Genomic DNA, 20,741 nt, shown 5'->3' with positions numbered 1-20,741 from the left:
AATCCAACCCTTTCCGCGCTTTGGCGCATCATCGTTTTTGCTCTTTAAATTCCCGATACCTTGCCAGAAATTGTTCTTCGTCGGGGGCATTGGTGCTGCACCCCATCTTTTCTATAATAAAGGAAGATAAAATGCTGCCCATATTGCAGCACTCCACCGAATCGTAACCATTCAGATATCCATAAAGAAAGCCCGACATATAGGCGTCACCCGAACCGGTGGTATCTACCACATGTTCACAGCGGGCAATGCGGATTTCCGTCAAATCAAAGCCGCTTTCTGTTTTCTGGTAGCAGATGCTGCCCCGGCTCCCTAAAGTAATCACAATAATCTCTGCCTGTCCGTTCTCAAACAAATCGGTGATGGAACGCATTCCATACATACGCTCTATGGTTTCCCGCTCTGTATTATTGGCAAAAATAATCCGGCTGTAACCCAGCACCTGCCGCAGAAAATCCGGCGGAAATGCATCAAAGTCCGACTTCATGCCAAAAACCAAAGGCAGTTCGTTTTTGCGGCAGCGTTTCAAAAACTCCAAGTTGTCGGGGTAAGAACCCACCGTCATCACACCCAAGCGGGACTGCTCAAACCATTGGTCTTCCATGGGGCCCGCGTATTTTCCATCCATGGCGCCGGGGTAGAACACCGTTACATGATTGCGCTCGGCATCTTCCAACAAATAACAGTTAGAAGTGGTTTCTCCCTCTACTACCCGAATGGCCCCCGCACATACTCCGGCCTTTTCCAAATACTCGCAAAATCCAATCTCACGGTAATCTTCCCCCACCCGGATGTAAGGAACCGCTTTCATTCCCAGGCGAGCCAAATCATAAGCGATATTGACCGAGCAGCCGCCATAATAGATTTTAGCGTTATCCTTATTTTCCACAAGTGAAGTAAACCCCACTTTTAAGGGCGATAAAATCTTAATAATCCGATCCATGCTGACATAGCCGCTGGTCAGTACATCATACTGTTTCATAGGTTGCCCGCCTTTCCTTCCGGATCCTGTTCATTGGAAAGCAGTGCATCCAAATTTTCCAAAGGTAACACATGACCTAAATATTTGGCAATATCGGTCAAATGCACCTCATTTACCACCGGATCGTTGGTGGCCACACAATCCCGGATCACATGCACCTCATAGTCCAGATTATAGGCATCCGTTACGGTGGCGCGGATGCAGCAGTTGGTTTTGGTTCCCACCACAATCACACGGCGAATGTCATGTTCCCGCAAAACCAAATCCAAATCTGTGCCAAAAAAGCCGCTGTAACGGCGCTTGCGAATCACATAATCCTCCGGAAGAACGGTCAACAAAGGATCCAGCTCTTCCCCGCCGCTGCCCTCAATACAATTGGGGCGCATATTGATCAAATTTTTATCCGGCTTGCCTTGGCGATAGCAATGCTGTAAATACACCACCAAAGCGCCGTGCTTGCGGCAAACTTCCACTGCCTGATTGATTTTCGGAAGAACATTTCGGTTTTCCGGGTAAAATACCAGGCCTTTTTCATTGGTGAAATCATGCACCATATCCACCACAAGAATTACAGTTTTCTTCATAAAGCATTCACTCCAAGCTCTGCTTTCTTTTCTGTGCTATTTATTCCGCTTTAAAGCTGCGGATGTGATTGTTCTTCAGTTGGAGAGCCGATACCACTGCCAAAATCATGATGATCATGAAGTATGGAAGTGTATTCAGTAGTCCCGAAGCCGGCCCGGCCGAAATATTCAGGTTGATGGCCATAGCCTGCATTAAACCGAACAGCATGGCGTAAAGAGAAGTGCGCACCGGCTGCCCTTTGCCGCAGAAAATAGCGGCGATAGCAATAAAGCCGATTCCGGCGCTCATATTATTGGTAAACAGCGCCATTTTTTCCAACGCCATATTGGCTCCGGCCAAAGAGCAGCAAACTGCACCGATTAAAATGGCAATATACTTAATACGGTTGGTGGGGATGCCCACACTGACGGCGGCTTCCTCATTTTCACCCACCACTCTTACATATACACCGAATTTGGTTTTAAACATAATCACCCACATGATGAAAATGCCGATAAAGCTCAGGTAAGTGAGCGGCGGATGACCGCTTAGAATCGGGCCCAAAAAGGGAATATGCTGAATCACCGAAATGTGAATTTTAAGCGCTGCCACATCCACAATGCTGTTTACATTTAAATTGGGCAAACCCATGGCCTTGAGCACAAAAGCGCTGACCGAAGAGGCAATCAGGTTAATTGCCAAACCGGCGATAATCGGGTTGCCTTTTTTGGTGACGCTCATAAAGCTGAACACCAGCCCCAGCAAAAGAGAAATCAGCACACTTGCCAGAATTCCCAGATAAAGATTGCCCGTCAGCAGTACAAACAATACCGAGGTAAAGGCCCCCATCAGCATCATGCCTTCCAGTGCAATATTCAGCACATTAGCACGGTGGGCAAAGTTCCCGCCCAGCACACAAAGGATGATTGGCGCACTGTAAGACAGCATGTCATAAAGCACTCTTTGAAAATTCATGAGCCGGACGCCTCCTTTTTGCTGCGGGGTAAAAATTTTGCTTTGATGCGGGAAAAGACCATGGTATGCTCATCCAGAAAACGAATGGATAAAAACAAAATTAAAAGTCCCTGAATCACACCCACAATTTCTTTGGGAACATCCGTGAAAATTCCAATGGTATCGCTTCCGGTTTTCAGGGCGCTGTAAAAAATAGCTGCAATCAAAATTCCCACCGGGCTGTGTCCGCCCAAAAGGGAAATCAGCATGCCGTCCCATCCAAGACCGGGAGTACCGGAGAAATCCAGCGTATACTTAAACTTTTCACTGAGCATGAATCCGGCTCCTGCCAGACCGCTCAGCGCACCGCTGATGAGCATCATCACCACAATTTTGCGCGCCACATGCATTCCCGAAGCCTCGGCGAATTCCGGGTTACGGCCGATGGATTTAATTTCGTAGCCCAGTTTTGATTTATTAAACACCAAAAACATCAAAACAAACACCAGAATGGTCATCGGAAAAAACAAGGTCAGGCTGGTTCCCCCCAAGCGGTTCAGCATGGCGGAACCGGCCACAGGCGGCGTTGCCACATAACCGGAGGCAGGGTCCCGAAAAATTGTTTGGGAAAGCACCCGTAAAATCTCAATAATGGCATAGTTGAGCATCAGGGTCACAACCATCTCATTCACACGAAAGTAAGCTTTCAGCAAAGCCGGAATCAGCGCCAAAATCATACCGCACAGAACCCCGGCCAAAAGGCAGATTCCGATATGAACTACGGGTGACAACCCCTTGAGGGAAAATCCCAGTACACAGGCAATAAATGCACCGCCCAGCATCTGGCCTTCCACACCCATGTTAAATATGTTCGCTTTAAACGTGATGCCGATGGCAAGACCCGTTAAAATCAGCGGAGCCGCAAAATGCAAAGTCTTTAAAAATCCATTCCACTGAAACAGAGTATTTTTCAGCATTAGCCCATATACGTTCAGTGGATTTTCACCGATACAGGCGATGATAATTCCACCAACGAAAAAGGCACACAAAATCGGAAGCAAGGTGTTCAGCGTCTGTTTTGCAATATTCTGCTTATTCATGCACCGCTCGCCTCCTTGATTCCCGCCATCAGCAAACCAATTTCTTCCTTGGTCACCGATGCGGCGTCCACCTGCCCGATGATACGTCCTTTGTACATTACCGCAATCCGATCCGAAAGGCTCATCACCTCAGAAAGCTCGCTGGAAATCAAAATGACCCCCACGCCTTTCTTTGCCAGATCCAGAATCCGGTTATGGATAAACTCAATGGAGCCCACATCCACACCCCGGGTGGGCTGAGATGCAATCACCACTTTGGGGTTCGAACTAAACTCCCGGGCGATAATCAACTTTTGGGCGTTACCGCCCGAAAGCTGTGATACCGAACCTTCCGGATCCGCCACACGGATATCAAAATCCCGAATCATGTCATCCCGCTTGCTGCGGATGGCTTGGCTTCTCAGCAGACCCGTAGAGGCACACACATCACTTCGGCCGTGATAGCCGGCAATGGCATTCTCTTTTAAATCCATGGTGCGGCAAAGCCCCTGGGCATATCTATCCTCGTGAATCATTCCCACACCGGCATCGCGAATATCCGCTGGCCACCGGTTGGTAATGTCTTTGTCTTCCATCAAAACGCTGCCCTTTGTCACGGTCATCAAACCGGTAAGCACCTTAAGCAGCTCGCTTTGTCCGTTTCCTTCCACACCCGCAACACCCAGAATTTCTCCCTTGCGAACACTAAGACTAACGTCGCTGAGCACTTCTTTTCCCATGGTGTTGGTGGTGGAAATATTCCTCAGTTCATACACCGGCGCGCCGGAAATCTCCGTTTGCTCTTTGCTGACGCGCAGAACCACGTCGCGGCCCACCATCATCTGGGCTAATTCCCGTTCGCTGGTGTCTTTCGTTTCCACGTTCCCCACTACTTTTCCCCGTTTGATTACGGTAACGCTGTCAGAAAGGCTCATGACCTCCCCCAGCTTGTGAGTAATGACGATAATCGTTTTTCCCTGTTCCTTGAGCCTTTTCAGATTTTCAATCAGTTCTTCGGCCTCTTGGGGGGTCAGCACCGCTGTGGGTTCGTCCAAAATCAGAATATCCACATCACGGTACAGCATCTTCATGATTTCCACCCGCTGCCGCAGCCCCACGGATAAATCTTCCACCCGATCGGCGGCGTTCAGCTCAAAGCCGAAGCGGTCAATGGCCTGCTGCACTTTTTGCAGCTGCTTTTTGCCATTGAGAAAAGGAAGCCGCACTCCCTTTACTTCTCGGTTCATCTCAATACCCAAAACAATATTCTCACACACCGTAAGGCTGGGCACCAGCTTAAAATGCTGGTGCACCATCCCCAAACCGGCCTGAATTGCGTCAAGGGGTGACGAAAAATGAACCTCTTTTTCATGAATCAAAATTTTACCGCTGGTGGGCGTTAAAAGCCCATAAAGCATGTTCATCAATGTGGACTTGCCAGCACCGTTTTCGCCCACAATGGCCTTGATTTCTCCTTTTCGGACTGTCAGGTCAATGCTGTCGTTGGCGGTGAATTCTCCGAACTTTTTGGTAATGCCCACCGTTTCAATGACGTTCATTTTCATTCCGCCCTTTCACGTCAAATATCCAGCTGCGTTATTAAGGCAATTTAACATTGCTCAATGTTTTTACATCCAGTTTTTCACCAATTTGTGCATTGGTCACTTTGATGGAACCATTGTTGATCTGCTCGGCAACTCCGTTCAAATGCTCTTTGATTTCTGCCCACTTAGCCTTTGCGGCATCATCATTTTTGATAGCGGCTTCAATGGTGGCCAAATCGGTAATTCCGGTGGCTCCGGAAGAAAGGTTATAAGAAATTTCTTTGCCGGCACTTTCGCTCAGCTTGCCGTCCAAATACTGCTTGCCCAGCTCATAAACCGGAACATTGGTATTTTTCAGCACACTGGTCAGAATATAACCGGCCTGTGATACGTCTTTGTTCGCGTCTACCTGAATGGAAAGCTTTTTCACTTCTTTTGCCTTGGCATCAACGCCGTCACCCACAGAACCGGCAACTGTGTAAACAATGTTGGCGCCTTCGCTGTAATAGGTTCCTGCAGTGGTAGCACCCTTAGCGGTGTCTACAAATCCGGCGTCATAGGTGGAATAGAAAGTGTAAGAAACATCATTGCCCAGCTCTTTGGCTGCATAGTTTACACCCTCGGCAAAGCCAAAGCTGAACACTTCAATTCCGGCAGACTGAGTGCCGCCGATAAATCCGACCTTACGTCCCTCTGCTCCGGGAGTAAAAGAATACTTGGCGGTATCAAACAGCACAGGGGCATTTTCATTCACCTGTACGCTCAGCACACCCGCCAGGAAAGAAGCTTCGTTTACATTAAACATTACAGAAATCACATTCTTGTGAATGGCTTCGCCCTGTTCGTTCACATTGGGGTTTGCATTAAATACCACGAAGGTGGTGTCAGGGAACTGTTCTGCCAAGGGCTTCTCGCCGCCAACACCCTCAATCAGCGCCGTGAAATCATATTCCAGGGAAAAAATCAGGTTGTAGCCAGACTGGGCCAAAGTTTTCAGCGTGCCGGGATAGTCGGTGGTGCTTTCTACCACCTTTACCTCTGCGCCGGTTTGATCTTTGAGCTGATTGAGCCCATTGATGGCGGTCTGGTTGTACCCGTTGTCATTTGCACCCGCGGCGGAGCAAAGCAATGCAATTTTCTGGTTAGCAGCCTGTCCGTCCCCCGAAGCGGGAGCGCTGGATGAGCTTGCCGGAGAAGAGCACCCCGTAAACGCCAAAGACACGGTCAGTAATCCTGCGAGGACTGCGGAAAGAAATTTCTTCGTACCTTTCATTCTCTCATTACCTCCTGAACAAATAATTAAATTTAGTTTTGATACGCTGTGGTAAACCTATGAAAACGATTGCCAAGGCATGTCCCGCGCTGACATGCTCAGGCAGTCGGTTTTCCAAAAACAGGAATACAGAATACCTTTCCGCCGGCTATTGGCGGATTTGATCGATATAAAACTTGTGCAAATCGGTGCGATAAGCACATTTAAAGGATTCAATGACTCGTTCCTGGCCATTTAGTTCTCCATAAGTGTTGCAGCGAAACAGAATTAAGGGTTCACCCTGCTTTACACCCAGATATTCGGCTGTTTGATCGTGAGCCAAAACCGCCTCTAACGTGCGGCGTGCATGAGTGATTTTTACCCCGTAAACCTTTTCAATCACGGAATACAGTGACTCTTTGGTAAAGTTATACTGTTCCAACCCCGGAAACAAATCCAACGGCAAATAAGTAATTGTATAGTTAATGGGTACATTATTTGCGCAAAAGACACGTTCCATGCGAAAGACAGAACTGCCTTCGGGAATTTGCAGAGTACGAATGCGGCGTTTATCCGCTGGAATAACACCGGCACTGATAATTTTTGCGCTGGGCGTCATCCCCCGGGCCTTAATATCCTCCGTACAGCTGGTAATGGAAAAAAGGTCGTGAGAAATCTCTTCACTTCTGACATAAGTACCCTTTCCCTGAATCCGGTACAAATAGCCTTCTTTGACCAAATCGTCAATGGCTTTTCGCACCGTGATACGACTGATAGAGAACATTTCCATAAATTCTCTTTCGCTGGGAATCAGTTCGCCCACTTTGTATTCTTCGTTATTAATTTTTTCCACGATGGTGCGCTTCAGCATGGAGTACTTTAACACTTTTTCGCCCATTGTCTTTTTCCTCTGTTCTAAAATATATTTGTTTCTATTTCGGAACTTTACATTGATATGTTGTCATAACCAGTTGAGCTTATTATAGGGTAATTTTCGTGCAAGGTCAAGTATATTTTATTATTTTTTTGTGCACAAATGATGTCATGTCAAAAAAATACCAGTTGATACATTGATTTTTTGTTAACAATTTATATCGATTTTTGTCAGATAATGGAACCATACCGAGTCGAAAAAACAAAAAAAGATAGAAAAATCCCGATTTTTAAAGAATCGGGTCGATGTTACCCACAAGAAAAAACTCATCTTTTCTGTCTTTATTTTGAGGAATTCTTTGACACCCGCTGCCCCTAAAAAAGAAATTCTGATTTCAAATGATATGACATCAAAACAAAAAATTCGGTTGAATCTTTCATGTGATATGGGGATTTTATCAATTTTTATCGATATCACTTGACAAACCGTTAGATATGTTTATAATTAAGTAAGCTAAAGTGTTTACAGGAGGGGATTCGCCTTGGATTCCAACACAGATTACCCAAATAAAAATGAATTTTATCGTTTGGCCACGGAAATTAATGAGCTGTTTTATTCCATGGACGCCCGTTTTATCAGCGAACATCAATCTTTGTGCAATGAAGACCTTTCGCCCAAGCAAATGGTTTTGATGGATTTTGTCAAAAAAGAAACACAATTATCCATCAGTCAGCTGGCCGAACTGATGAATGTTACTTCCAGCGCAGTGAGCCAAATTGTAACCAAATTAGAAAAAGAAAAGTATCTGCTGCGAACCATTAACCCCAATAACCGAAGAGAAATCATTGTTCAGCTGGATCAGCGAGGGCACAATTACTATGCAAAAGAAGAGAAAATCAACAAAGAGATTATTGATCGCTTTTATGCCCGAATGGAGCTAGATGAAATCAGGCAATTGCGCGATATTTTAAAGAAACTTATGCATGCAATGGACGAGGATCGGGACGAAAACAAAAGCCATTCCAAAACAGAAAATCACCCATAAAAATGGTTCATTTTTAGCCTTCTTCGACAACGAAACACACGGTGAAAATTCATCTGTTTCAGTCAAGCCATAGCAAGGCGCACACAAGGACAAGAGAGGATTTCTAACAGTGAAATACTTAATGGAGTTTTTAAAACAGAATCAAAAAAGATTATGGATTATCCTTTTTGCAGCATTACTAGAAGTTTTCGGCACACTATTGGTTCCTTTTTTTGTAAAGGAAATTATTGACACCGGTATTGTGCAAAAGGATTTATCGGCCATTTTCAGAATCGGGCTGCAAATGCTGGCCGCGGCTGCCTTCACCGCTTTGCTCTCTCTTTGGGGCAGCTATTTATGCGCTGATTTGGCCGCATTAGCAGGAAAAGATCTGCGAAAAAAAATCTTTGACAAAACGCAGATGCTCTCGATCAAAGATTTTAACCACTTCGGCACCGCCTCGATGATTACCCGCGCCACGGGGGACATTACGGTCATACAGCAGTCGGTCATTCTGTTCAGTCAGATGATTCTTCCCACCCCGCTAATAGCCATTGCGGCAATTATCATGACTGCCCTGATTTATCCGTCGCTAATCGCCATTCCGCTGGTTGCTATCGTCATATTTTTTATTGTGATTTTCTTTTTGTTTCGAAAAGCCAAGCCCATCTCAGAATCCATCCAGAAAAAGGTGGATTCCGTCAACTGGGTTGTCCGGGAATCCATCATTGGCATCCGGGTCATCCGGGCCTTTGACAATTCGGAATATGAGCAAAAAAGAACCGACAACGCTTTTTCTGATTATGCCAATCACATGATTCGACTAAACCGGATTTTTGCTGCATTTAACCCTTTGGTATGGGCCATTATGGGAATTGCCATGGTTGCCGTGGTCTGGTTCGGCGGATATTTTGTGCTTCACGGGCAAATCCAGGTAGGAAGCATCGCAGCCGTTTCCGAATACACCATCCTGATGCTGGTGTTCCTGATGATGTCTGCCATGGTTCTTGTCATGCTTCCCCGGGCACTTTCCTGCCTGAAGCGTATTCAGGAAGTGCTGGACACTGTCCCGGAAATTCTGGATGCCGAAGACTGCAAAGTCACCAACACAGAAAACCCGCAAAAAATTGTATTTGATAATGTCAGCTTTTCTTATCAAGGCGCCGAAAAACCCGTGCTGGAAAATTTGAATTTTGTTTGCGGACAGGGCAAAACCACCGCCATTATTGGGGGAACCGGCTCTGGAAAAAGCACCATTGCCGCACTGATGCTGCGCCTTTATGACGTGGCCGGCGGCCAAATCCGGCTTGAGGGGGAAGACATTCGGAATCTGACCCAGCATCAGCTGCGCCAGCGCATCAGTTATGTGCCCCAAAAGGCCTTTTTGTTCAGCGGAACCATTGCGGACAACCTGCGCATGGGAAGCAATGATGCAACAAAAGACGAGTTGCGTCATGCCGCTGAAATTGCCCAGGCCGCTCCCTTTATTTCCACTTTAGATCTGGAATACGGCAGCCCGGTTGCACAAGGGGGCACCAACTTTTCGGGGGGACAAAAGCAGCGCCTTTCCATCGCCCGGGCGTTGGTGAAAAAAGCACCCGTTTATCTGTTGGACGACTGCTTTTCTGCGCTGGACTATAAAACAGACGCCGCTTTGCGAAGTGCGCTTCGGCAGGGAATGAAAGATGCTGCCGTGGTGATTATCGCACAGCGGATCAGCACCATTATGGATGCGGACCAAATCATTGTGCTGGATGCCGGACGAATCGCAGGAGTCGGCACCCACGAAGAACTGCTGAAATCCTGCGACGTATACAAAGAGATTGCGGATTCTCAATTGACAGAAAAGGAGAGAAGCCGAGTATGAGCGAAAAAGAAGAGTTGAAAGCCGACACCTCTATGGATGACAGCTTTGAAATAACCGATTTGCCCAAGGACACAAAAGGCGCCGTCAAACGGCTGTTTGGCCTGCTTCTCAACCAAAAGGGAGCCTTAGTTGTCATACTCATCGCCACCTTGGGGAACATCGGCCTGTATGCCTCTACCCCGCTGATTTTGGGCAAAGCCATCGATCAGCTGATTTGGGGAATTCAGCGTGAGGGGCTGGGCGGCGGATTCCCCATGCTGGCGGAATTTCTGGCTTTTCCTTTGCTGCTGTTATTGGCAGCCTATGTATTCAGTTCCTGCTTTTCTTTTTTGCAGGAATACACCATGGCCGCCGTGGGGGAAAACCTGGTATTGTCCCTTCGACAGAAAATGAGTGAAAAAATCACCAAACTGCCTTTGCGATATTACGATTCCCATAAAACCGGCGAACTGTTAAGCCGGGTCACCAATGATCTGGACCGGGTGGCAGAGGTTCTAAAAACCGGTTCCCTTCAATTTGTGAACGCCGTGTTCAATATCAGCATCAGCGCGATTATCATGATGACGCAAAGCGTCGGCTTAACGGTGCTGATACTATTCGCCATGTCGGTCAGCCTGCTTGCAACCAAGTGGATTTCGGGTAAAAACCTGACGGCAGCAACTGCAAATCAAACGGTTTTAGGCGAACTCAACGGAAAAATCGAAGAGTACTTCACCGGAAACCTGATTATTAAAAGCTTTAACCAGCAGCAAAAGGTACAGCAGGAATTTCAGGAAGTAAACGAACGGCAGTACGCAGCAAATAAAAAAGCCCAGTTTGTTATGTTTGCCATTTACCCCGCCATCCGTTTTCTGACGCAGCTGGGATTTGTGGTAACCGCCATTGTGGGCAGTATTCTGGTAGTTACCGGCCGAATGACCATCGGAACCATTCAGGCGTTTTTGCAGTATGTAAACCAGATTTCAGACCCCATCACCCAGTCCTCTTATTTTTTAAATTCCCTGCAATCGGCACTGGCATCGGCAGAACGGGTCTTTGAGTTTTTGGACGAAGAGGAAGAGCTGCCAGACACTGCCGATCCCCAAAGCATCCCTGCCCCCAAAGGAGCAGTCGAATTCCAGAACGTAAAATTCGGTTATGAGCCGGATGCCATCTTCATGCAGGACGTGAGTTTTTCGGTAAAACCCAACGAAATGGTGGCCATTGTGGGGCCCACCGGAGCCGGCAAAACCACACTGGTAAATCTGTTGATGCGGTTCTATGAACTCAACGGCGGAAAAATTCTGATTGATGGCACCGATATCAAGAAACTGCCCAAAAGCGATCTGCGCCGAATGGTGGGAATGGTTTTGCAGGACACCTGGCTGTTTCAAGGCACCATTGCCCAAAACATCGCCTATGGCAAAATGGATGCCACCCGAGAAGAAATTATTCAGGCGGCAAAAGCGGCCCGGTGCGATCATTTTATCCGCACTTTGGCACAGGGATACGACACCGTGATCTCCAGTGAAGACAGCAGTATCTCGCAAGGGCAGATGCAGCTGCTCACCATTGCCAGGGCGATGCTGGCAGATCCTTCTTTGATGATTCTGGATGAGGCCACATCCAGTGTGGATACCCGAACCGAGGTTGAAGTGCAAAAGGCGATGGCACGAATCATGAAAGGAAAAACCAGCTTTGTCATTGCTCACCGGCTTTCTACCATCAAATCGGCAGACATGATTCTGGTGATGAAAAACGGCACCATTATCGAAAAAGGAACCCATCAGGAACTGTTGGCCGGGGATACCTTTTATGCCGATTTGTATTACAGCCAGTTTGCAAATGGTGCTGCCAACGGATAATTGCGCGAAACACATGATACCAAAATCTATAAAAATAACAGTTACAGGGCAGGAAAGCTTGATTTGCTTTCCTGCCCTGCTTTTCATCTTCGTTATTTTTCACTTTGCAGACTTTACCGAGCCTGCCCGCATTCCATCCCGATGCTTTCATCCGTTTATCGAACCAAATCCAAATATGCACCATAACCCTGCTGTTCCATTTCTTCCTTGGGAATAAAGCGAAGAGAGGCGCTGTTGATGCAGTAGCGCAGTCCTCCCAAGTCTTTGGGGCCATCGGGAAATACATGTCCCAAGTGGGCGTCCCCTGTCTGACTTCGCACTTCGGTGCGCACCATGTGATGGCTGGTATCCGTCAATTCCTTCACCACAGAAGACTCAATGGGTTTGGAAAAGCTGGGCCACCCGCACCCGGAATCAAACTTATCCCCAGATAAAAACAACGGTTCTCCGGTGGTGACATCCACATAAATTCCCGGCCGGTTTAAATCCCAATACGGATTTTGAAAGGGTGGCTCTGTGCCATTGTTTTGAGTCACCTGGTACTGTATATCCGTCAGCTCCGCTTTCAATTCTTCCTTACTTTTAGCCGTGTAAAGGGCTGGACTGACCACCGCCTTTGCCGCCTGTTCCATCAATGCCGGCCCGATGTGACAATACCCGCCCGGGTTTTTCTCCAGATAATCCTGATGATATTCCTCCGCTGTGGTAAAATTTTTCAGGGGCAGCACCTCTACCGCCACAGGCTTTGTCAGGCTTTTCTGAAGTTCCCCAATACTGCTGCGAATCACGGGCAAGTCTTCCGGTTTTGTATAATAAATTCCAGTTCGGTACTGGGTCCCCGCATCCCCGCCCTGCCGGTTGACAGACGTGGGGTCAATTGCCTGATAAAACAGGTTCAGCAAAAAATCCAGCGGCAGCACCGTTTCATCGTAATCCACCCAAACAGTTTCTGCATGCCCGGTATTACGATAACAAACATCCTCATAAGAAGGGGAATCTGTGTTCCCATTGGCATACCCAACCCGGCTAGAACGAACTCCGCGAACTTGTTTCAGGTAACTTTGCAGCCCCCAAAAACAGCCGCCAGCCAAATAGATCTCAGACATTTCGGTCACTCCTTTTGTGTCATCTTTCTCTTTTTTTGCCAAACCTATGCGTCCATTTTCACTTTTTCTGTTCTGAGTCAAATTCTGCCACAGGACAGGCGCAAAGTCAACGGAATTCCGGGGAAAAACAACGTTTAAAAATCACGTATTGCCCCTATAAACTATCTTTTATTGAATAGCAAAGAAGATCGTGCTATAATAGCTAATGATGTTAGCTATTATAGCGATTCACATTTTGCTTTTTATATTGCGGCCGCAAAGGGAAAGGAGCCAATATGAATCAGGAAATAACTGAACCAAACCTTCTGGACGCTACAGAGCCGGACTACTTAAAGCTCGCCCGGCAACTGGCAGATGCAAATAAGAAAATGGTAAATATCCCAAACATTTATCGGATCACCGATATCTATAGCGGAGAAAGCTTCGTGTTAGGATATCTTGACGACAGTAAAAATCCGGTAAACCCCAAAGAAATCTGCAAAGTAATGCATGTCAGTTCTGCCCGGGTTGCCATGATTTTAAACCAACTGGAGCAAAAAGGGCTGATTGAAAGAAAACAGGATGCCGAAAACGGCAGACAAACCCTAATTTATCTGTTGCCGGCCGGCAAGGCTCAACGCCAAATCAATATAGAACGGTACAATGAACGTGCCATTCCTTTTTTAAAGGCTCTTGGGCCAAAAGATGCCGTGGAATATATTCGCCTGCAAAACAGAATTTCAGAAATCTATGAAAAATAATTTCCCGTGAAAGAAGAATCCAATGACTATGACCATGACCAAGAAATCAAGAAACAGGATGTTTTCCGTACTGCTGCTCAGTTCGATTATCGGCTCGCTGCTGCAAACGTCGCTGACCACTGCACTGCCTGCCATCATGAAGGACTTTGGGATAACCGCTGCCAGCGCCCAGTGGATGACCAGCGCTTATTCTCTGGCGATGGGAATTATGGTTCCCGCCACGGCCTTTTTACTGAAACGGTTCCCCACCAAAAAACTTTTTTTAACCGGAATGGGACTCTATGGCATTGGGCTTTTGTTTTGCGCCGCAACCCCCGTGTATTCCGCCTTTTTGCTGGGCAGGGTTTTGCAGGCTTTGGGCAGCGGCCTTTTGCTTTCTATGACTCAGGTGGTAATTTTAACGGTGTTCCCACCCGAACAAAGGGGAACTGCCATGGGAATTTATGGGCTGGCAGTGGGGGCCGCTCCGGTTTTGGCACCAACCTTAACGGGAATTGTCATTGACCGTTTTGATTGGCATGTTATCTTCTGGTTCTGCCTTGCGATTGTCGTTCTGGATCTTTTGTTTGCCTGCTTTGCCATGAAAGATGTGTTGGAAAATGAAAAGCAGTCTTTTGATCTGCGATCTATGCTGCTGAGCGCCATGGGATTTTCCGGCGTGGTAATCGGGTTGGGAAATCTGGGGTTAGACTCCTTTTTCAGCCTGTCCATAGCGGTTCCGCTGTTGATTGGCGCAGCGGCTTTGGTGGCGTTTTCCCTGCGGCAGCTGCGAATGGATTCCCCGTTTTTAGAGCTTCGCACGTTTCAAAACAAAGAATTCCGGCTATCGGTAATCATCAGTATGCTTCTTTACACGGTCATGATTTCCGGTTCTACTCTAATCCCTATCTACATTCAAATCGTTCACGGATTATCTGCCACCTTATCGGGCCTGATTATGCTGCCGGGTTCTTTGGCCATGGCAATTATCAGCCCCTTTGCGGGAAAAATATATGATAAATTTGGGATCCGGCGCCTGATTGTGGTCGGCAGTGCCTTTATGGCAATCAGCTGTTTGGGCATCTCTTTTGTCGATGAGAAAACCTCTGTTTTCTATCTGGCTTTTTTCTATGTAGTACGGTTAATTGCCATCAGCTGCATTATGATGCCGGTTGTCACATGGGGAATGAGTACTCTAAACAGCAAATACACGTCCCATGGCACAGCTCTTTTAACCTCTTTGCGAACCATTTCTGGGGCTCTGGGCGCCGCTGTGTTTGTGGCTCTTATGACATTCGTCACGAATGTTACGAGCGATTTTGCGAATATCACCGCCAATGTTGCCGGAATAAACGCCGCCTTTATCGGCATTACAGCAGTGTCTATTTTTCAGCTGGTGATTGTATTACTTTTCGTGGATCGAAAGAAAAAATCCCCGCAAAGCGGCACATGTCCGGTTTCAACCAACCAGTAACCATCAAAACAATCTTGCTAAAAAAAACAGCCGGGTGTGTTCTAGAACACACCCGGCTGTTTTTTAGCGTTTATTGCCGGATTTCACCCGATTCTACTATGCAAATGTTTTCGCAGGCTGCCCTTTGCCATAAATCTGCGGGATTAATGTTTCCCCACCAAAGCGCCACAAGCTCGCTCTCCTCTGCTGTCCATGCGCTCCAGATGCAGCGAGAAGCTGTTTTTGGTAAAGGTAATCAGCCCCTCATCGCGCATGCGGCAAAGCTCCCGAGAAAGGGCACTGCGATCCACATTCAAATAATCTGCCAAATCAGTTCTGGAAAAAGGAATTTCAAATTCACGAGAGCCATTTTTTCTGGCCTGTACATATAAAAAGCTGATAATCCGCTTTCGCAGGGATTTGTTTGAGATAATATCCAGCTTGCTGTCCAGATACACATTTTTTTGGGCGATGATTTGAAGCAGATTTTCAATGACCCGGCCCCGCAAACAACAGATCGGCATGCTGGGGTGAATAATCTGATCCATCTGAATATATAGAACCACACAATTCGTTGCCGCCAAAATGCGGTGCAGGCTTTGGCTGAGCCCGGCACAAAGCAAAGACTCCCCAAAAATATCCCCATTCTGCAATTCCGTCACCAAATTTCGGGTTCCGAACAAATCCTCTTTGTTGGTATAAACCACGCCGTTCAAGACGATTCCCACGGCTTTGAGCGTATCGCCCAAGGCCAAAATGGTTTCTCCCTTTTCATAGTGCTTTTGATAAGCGCCCAAACAGGCCAGTGCTGTCAGGGTTTCTTCTTCCGTAAAGTTCTGAAACAACTTTACATTTTTCAAAACAGACAGATATTTTTCCATGAAATTCTCCTTCTGTTGCCATGGCAACCGCAATCCAGAAGTATGTATGATAAAATACAGCTTGAGTTAGTTTAAGCTAACTATCTTATTTTTATTATAGACGATTCCCTGTGAAATAACAATCCCCAGCCAGAAAATAACGATTTTCTTTCTTTTCAACTGACGTTTTCTGCCGGATTGCTTTCCCGTGGATTCCATAAAAGGGTGGGCAAAAGGAATGGATAAACTAGGAATTGATATTGGAACATCTTCCATCAAGCTGGTGCTTCTCAATCAGAAGCAAGAAATTGCGGCCTCTTTTTACGAGCTTCATATGGGAAATATCCAGCCGGTTCTGCAAAAAGCGCTGAAAGCAGTGGAAGAAAAAATAACCGGCCGCGAATTATTCTGTATGGTCAGCGGCAGCAGCAGTGCGCTTTTGACCCGCCAGCTGCCCCTGAAAAAAGCCAATGAGTTTGCTGCATTGATGGAAGGCGCACTCTTTTTGTGTCCCAATGCTTCTTCTGTCATTGAAATGGGCGGCCAAAGTTCCAAATACATCACCAATTTACAGGCGGGGAAATCCCGGGCACAATTTGCGATGAACAATCACTGCGCGGCAGGAACCGGTTCGTTCTTTGAAGATCAGATGCAGCGTCTGGGCCTGCCCATGGGCGAATATTCCAACTATATTCAAAAAGCGCAAAGCATCCCCCGCATTGCCGGGCGTTGCAGTGTATTTGCAAAGACCGATATCATTCACCACCAGCAGGAGGGTGTTTCCTCCCCAGATATTCTGTTGGGGCTGTCTTATGCCATGGTGCGGAATTATAAAAGCACCATTGTAAAAAACCTGCCGGTGCAAAAACCTGTTTTAATCGCCGGGGGCGTGGCGTACAACCAAGGAGTTCTGCGAGCGGTAAAAGAGGTGTTCGGTCTTTCTGACGAAGAGTTGCTGATCCCCAACCATGTGCCTTGCCTGCAGGCTGCCGGAACCGCCTTACTGGCTGAAAAAAACAATCAGCCTGTTCTGCTTTCCAGCCTGCAACAAGCTGTAGAAAAGCTTTCGGGCGAAAAATCCAGCGAAATCATCCGTCTCCCTCGCCTGAACGCTCAGGGCAGCGATATCACCCGGTTACATCACTGTTCCCCGCAAGATCAAAGTTACTGTACCCCCTGTTCCCTTGGGATCGATATCGGATCCACCAGCACAAATCTGGTGCTGGCAGACAAAGCCGGGAATGTACTGGACTATCAATATCTGCGTACCCGCGGAAACCCCAAACAGGCGGTGCAAAACGGACTGGACAGCATTCGCTGCCGCTTTGGCGACACCATTGTTATTACCAGTGTGGGAACCACCGGTTCGGGACGATATCTGATTGGAAAATTAGTGGGAGCCGACGCCATTCGGGACGAAATCACCGCACAGGCAACGGCGGCTTTGTCCTTTGATCCGCAGGTGGACACCATTTTTGAAATCGGCGGTCAGGATTCCAAATACATCAGCTGCCAAAACGGTTCTGTATCTGATTTTCAAATGAACAAAATCTGTGCAGCCGGAACCGGTTCGTTTCTGGAAGAACAGGCAAACCGGTTTGGAATCCCCATTGAACAGTTTGGCAGCCGCGCATTAGCGGCTCATTCCCCAGTGGATTTAGGCGAACGGTGCACGGTTTTTATTGAAACAAATATTTCCACCTGTCTGGCGCAGGGAATGGATAAAAATGATATCACCGCCGGGTTGTGTTATTCGGTGGTGCGAAATTACTTAACCAAAGTAGTGGCCGGAAAGCCCATTGGAAACCGTATTTTCCTGCAAGGGGGCATTGCTCACAACCCGGGAATTGTGGCGGCATTCCGCCATTATTTCGGCGAAAAGCTATCGGTTCCACCTTTTTTTAGTGTTAGCGGAGCCCTTGGGGCGGCACTTTTAGCGCAAGAGGCAGTGGGAACCGGAACTACCAAGTTTTCTGGCTATCAGCTGCCCCAAAGCATAAATACAGCACCGGCCACAGAAAGCGAACGTGTGAAAAACAGCCACCGACTGCAAATGAAATCGAAACAGCTGTTTTTGGGCAGTTATGACGGACCTTTGGATCCCGCAAAAAAGACGGTGGGAATCCCAAGGGTGCTAATGATTCACCGCATGTTCCCAATGTTTCACGCTTTTTTCAAAGAATTAGGGTACAACGTTTTGCTCTCGGAAGAAACCAATGAAAAAACCGTACGGGACAGTCAGGAATATTCCAAAGAAGAAACCTGTTACCCAGTCAAACTGATTCACGGCCACATGCTGGAACTGGCACAAAAAAAGGTGGATTACATCTTTCTGCCCCGGCTGCACACCATGCAGCACGAAATCTCAAAAGTATCCTGCAATTACGGCTGTGTATATATGCAGACAGCCCCCCAAATCGCAGCCAAAGCCATCGGTCTGGAACAGACGGGAATTCCCCTGTTAAGCCCGGTCTTATCTTTACAGTTTGGGAAAAAACAAATCGCATCGGCAATGCTCTCAGTCGGAAAGCAGCTGGGTAAAAACCAGGTGCAGACCATGGCTGCCATGATGAAGGGCGTGGCCGCACTGGCCGCCTACGGATCTGCTATGGAACAGCTGGGGCAGCAGGCGGTTGACAGGCTGTCGCCCAATGAAATCGCTTTTGTGGTCATTACCCGGAATTACGGCCTGACGGATCCGGTTTTGAATATGGGAATTGCGAAAACCATCACCGAGCGGGGGTATCAGGTGCTAACCTTGCCCCATCTGCCCGCCCACGATATTAACACCAGCTGTGAGTTCCCAAATCTTTATTGGCCCTTTGGGCAGCACATTCTTTCTGGCGCTCAGCTGGTGCGGCAGCACCCCAATTTGTATGCCATTTATTTGACCAATCACGGCTGCGGGCCGGACACCATGCTCTCTCACCTGTTCCGGGAACAAATGGGTGACAAGCCGTATCTGGCCATTGAAGTAGACGAGCATTCCTCCCCCGTGGGGGTTATTACCCGCATCGAAGCCTTTATCAGCAGCCTGCAATCCAGAAAGAAAACCACCCAACCCATCAAATCCCTTCCGGCCTATGCAAAAGATATCCCTCACCCTGTGGTAAACATTCAGAACCATTTGCCAAAGGGCGAAAAAGATACGGTTTGCATCCCCTGGCTGTATCCCTATTCCCAACTCATTGCAGAGGATCTGACCCGGCAAGGCTACTCAGTAAAATGCCTGCCGCCCACATCGCCGGAAAGTCTTGCTGTAGGAAAATCTTTGACTCAGTCCAAAGAATACCTTTCTTTCGCTGCTTTGCTGGGCGATGTGATAACCCAAACGAAGAAAACGAATGACTGCCGTTTCCTTCTGTATCAAACCGAGGGGGCCGAGGCCGACGGGCAGTACAGTCGGGTGATCCGCGCTATTTTAAACAAAGAAGGGTACCAAAAAGCCAAAATCACGGCGCCCTGTCTGGAACAGCTGCCAAACCGGAACGAATCCCTGTGCCGCCGCCTCTTTTTGCTACTGCTGGCTGGTGATGTGGTTTTGTCCGCGCCTGCCCTCCAGCGTCAACCGCTTTTGGATCACATGTTAAAGCAGATTCAGAAAGGCAGCCTGTCTTTTCATACTCTTTTGCAGATGACACAAACAATTCAGCCAGAGAAAACAGACAGCAAGCGGCTTTTGGTGGTGGGGGAACCTGCCTGCATTTTCAATTCCTTACTGAATAATCATGTGCTGCGCCAAACAGAGCAGCAGGGATACCGGCTGCATTATAGCCCCATGAGCGAATATATGCTGTTTTTATGGAAAAGTCATTTGTCCGAATCCACACAGAAAAGCTTTGAAAATCAAATCCAAAAGGCAGCGGAATGTTTGGGGGCAAACAGCAGTTTTTCCACAGACTTTTCAAAACTGGTGGAAACGGCAGACAAAACTTTGCCCATGTTTTCGGGCGGAAACGGCCAATATCGGTTTGCCAAAAGCATCCTCGGCTTACCCGGTGTGCATGGAATCTTAAATGTGGCGTCCATGTATGAAAACACAGCCACCATTCTGAATTTATTGAGTGAAAATAGGGAACTGCCTTGCCTTTCTCTGTCTTTTGACGGCAACCCGGGAAGCCATGATGAACTGCGCATTTCTTCCTTTTTGTGTTATCTGTAACAGCATCTGCCGTCAAATGAGCACAAGGAAAGCAACGGACAAACCAAACATCAGCCACACCTAAAATGTTTTATTCAATCCTATTTTTGAAAGGAGGAAAACTGCAATGAAACATACGATTCAAAATTTGGAAAAATCAGTTGTTTTACGTCCGCAGAATTTTTTGCCGATAAAGCGCAATCAGATTTTAAGCCTTACCTTTTGCCGCAGAGAAAAAGAGTCCGCTGCCTTCTTCTCGTTTGATTCCGGAGAAGGAATCAGCAAAGAAAGTGCTGATCAAGACACTTTGTATGTGGTGTTAAGCGGCGGTGCCCAAATCGAAATCGAATCCGACGCACATATTGTTTGCGCCGGACAAGGAATTGCGGTTCCTGCGGGTGTTCCCCATGGAGTCCATGCAACCCAGCCTGTTCAACTGATGAAAATCGCCGTTGGCGAAATATAAAAAAACAAAGGA

16 protein-coding genes are annotated in these 20,741 nt (G+C 47.4%); 7 read left to right on the top strand and 9 right to left on the bottom strand.

The features are described from left to right. Positions 1 to 28: 28 nt before the first annotated feature. From C1A02_RS00790 to C1A02_RS00760, 7 genes are all read right to left on the bottom strand, one after another. Positions 29 to 982: a carbohydrate kinase family protein gene (locus tag C1A02_RS00790; protein ID WP_101696309.1), complete on the bottom strand. Its 954-nt coding sequence runs from the start codon at positions 980 to 982 to the stop codon at positions 29 to 31. Further along, positions 979 to 1,566 (bottom strand): cysteine hydrolase family protein, encoded by a 588-nt coding sequence (locus C1A02_RS00785; protein WP_101696308.1) that lies wholly within the window; start codon positions 1,564 to 1,566, stop codon positions 979 to 981. The genes C1A02_RS00790 and C1A02_RS00785 overlap by 4 nt, the downstream gene beginning before the upstream one ends. Before the next feature lie 40 nt (positions 1,567 to 1,606). Next, complete coding sequence (locus C1A02_RS00780; RefSeq protein WP_101696307.1) at positions 1,607 to 2,521, bottom strand: ABC transporter permease; 915 nt, start codon at positions 2,519 to 2,521, stop codon at positions 1,607 to 1,609. Then, the gene (locus C1A02_RS00775) at positions 2,518 to 3,600 is read right to left on the bottom strand and encodes an ABC transporter permease (RefSeq protein WP_101696306.1); all 1,083 of its coding nucleotides are present in this window, start codon (positions 3,598 to 3,600) and stop codon (positions 2,518 to 2,520) included. The genes C1A02_RS00780 and C1A02_RS00775 overlap by 4 nt, the downstream gene beginning before the upstream one ends. Next, a complete protein-coding gene (locus C1A02_RS00770; protein ID WP_101696305.1) occupies positions 3,597 to 5,138 on the bottom strand; it encodes an ABC transporter ATP-binding protein in 1,542 nt (513 codons plus the stop codon). Before C1A02_RS00770 ends, C1A02_RS00775 begins: the two co-directional genes overlap by 4 nt. Before the next feature lie 40 nt (positions 5,139 to 5,178). Further along, a complete protein-coding gene (locus C1A02_RS00765) occupies positions 5,179 to 6,396 on the bottom strand; it encodes a BMP family lipoprotein (RefSeq protein ID WP_101696304.1) in 1,218 nt (405 codons plus the stop codon). A gap of 148 nt (positions 6,397 to 6,544) precedes the next feature. After that, positions 6,545 to 7,273 carry a GntR family transcriptional regulator gene (locus tag C1A02_RS00760; protein ID WP_101696303.1) on the bottom strand — a complete coding sequence of 243 codons (729 nt, stop codon included), beginning with the start codon at positions 7,271 to 7,273 and terminating at the stop codon, positions 6,545 to 6,547. A 517-nt stretch (positions 7,274 to 7,790) separates the two neighbouring features. On the opposite strand from C1A02_RS00760, the gene C1A02_RS00755 reads away from it, so the two are divergent. The 3 genes from C1A02_RS00755 to C1A02_RS00745 all read left to right on the top strand — a co-directional run bounded on the left by C1A02_RS00755 (position 7,791) and on the right by C1A02_RS00745 (position 11,984). After that, a complete protein-coding gene (locus tag C1A02_RS00755; protein ID WP_243577869.1) occupies positions 7,791 to 8,294 on the top strand; it encodes a MarR family winged helix-turn-helix transcriptional regulator in 504 nt (167 codons plus the stop codon). Between the two features lie 109 nt (positions 8,295 to 8,403). Then, positions 8,404 to 10,140: an ABC transporter ATP-binding protein gene (locus C1A02_RS00750; RefSeq protein WP_101696302.1), complete on the top strand. Its 1,737-nt coding sequence runs from the start codon at positions 8,404 to 8,406 to the stop codon at positions 10,138 to 10,140. Further along, complete coding sequence (locus C1A02_RS00745) at positions 10,137 to 11,984, top strand: ABC transporter ATP-binding protein (RefSeq protein ID WP_101696301.1); 1,848 nt, start codon at positions 10,137 to 10,139, stop codon at positions 11,982 to 11,984. Before C1A02_RS00750 ends, C1A02_RS00745 begins: the two co-directional genes overlap by 4 nt. A 155-nt stretch (positions 11,985 to 12,139) precedes the next feature. Here the strand turns inward: C1A02_RS00745 and msrB are convergent, their stop codons facing one another. Continuing rightward, complete coding sequence (gene msrB / locus C1A02_RS00740) at positions 12,140 to 13,090, bottom strand: peptide-methionine (R)-S-oxide reductase MsrB (protein WP_101696300.1); 951 nt, start codon at positions 13,088 to 13,090, stop codon at positions 12,140 to 12,142. A gap of 275 nt (positions 13,091 to 13,365) precedes the next feature. Here msrB and C1A02_RS00735 point away from each other — a divergent pair, with 275 nt between their 5' ends. Both C1A02_RS00735 and C1A02_RS00730 read left to right on the top strand, forming a co-directional pair. Continuing rightward, on the top strand, positions 13,366 to 13,830 hold the full coding sequence (locus tag C1A02_RS00735) for a MarR family winged helix-turn-helix transcriptional regulator (RefSeq protein WP_101696299.1): 465 nt from the start codon (positions 13,366 to 13,368) through the stop codon (positions 13,828 to 13,830). A gap of 22 nt (positions 13,831 to 13,852) precedes the next feature. Then, positions 13,853 to 15,283 carry an MDR family MFS transporter gene (locus C1A02_RS00730; protein WP_243577868.1) on the top strand — a complete coding sequence of 477 codons (1,431 nt, stop codon included), beginning with the start codon at positions 13,853 to 13,855 and terminating at the stop codon, positions 15,281 to 15,283. 143 nt (positions 15,284 to 15,426) lie between these two features. Here C1A02_RS00730 and C1A02_RS00725 read toward each other — a convergent pair whose 3' ends face one another. Continuing rightward, entirely contained in the window at positions 15,427 to 16,143 is a 717-nt protein-coding gene (locus C1A02_RS00725) for a Crp/Fnr family transcriptional regulator (RefSeq protein WP_101696298.1), read from the bottom strand. 217 nt (positions 16,144 to 16,360) lie between these two features. Here C1A02_RS00725 and C1A02_RS00720 point away from each other — a divergent pair, with 217 nt between their 5' ends. Then, positions 16,361 to 20,284, top strand: a complete 3,924-nt coding sequence (locus tag C1A02_RS00720; RefSeq protein WP_101696297.1) for an acyl-CoA dehydratase activase — start codon at positions 16,361 to 16,363, stop codon at positions 20,282 to 20,284. A gap of 106 nt (positions 20,285 to 20,390) precedes the next feature. Further along, complete coding sequence (locus C1A02_RS00715) at positions 20,391 to 20,729, top strand: cupin domain-containing protein (protein WP_101696296.1); 339 nt, start codon at positions 20,391 to 20,393, stop codon at positions 20,727 to 20,729. Positions 20,730 to 20,741 lie beyond the last annotated feature (12 nt).

It is taken from the genome of Clostridium minihomine (genome assembly GCF_900240385.1).
Taxonomy (GTDB): Bacteria; Bacillota; Clostridia; order Oscillospirales; family Acutalibacteraceae; genus Faecalispora; species Faecalispora minihomine.
The sequence above is the reverse complement of the archived record's forward strand: the minus strand, read 5'-3'. Positions and strand labels throughout refer to the sequence as shown.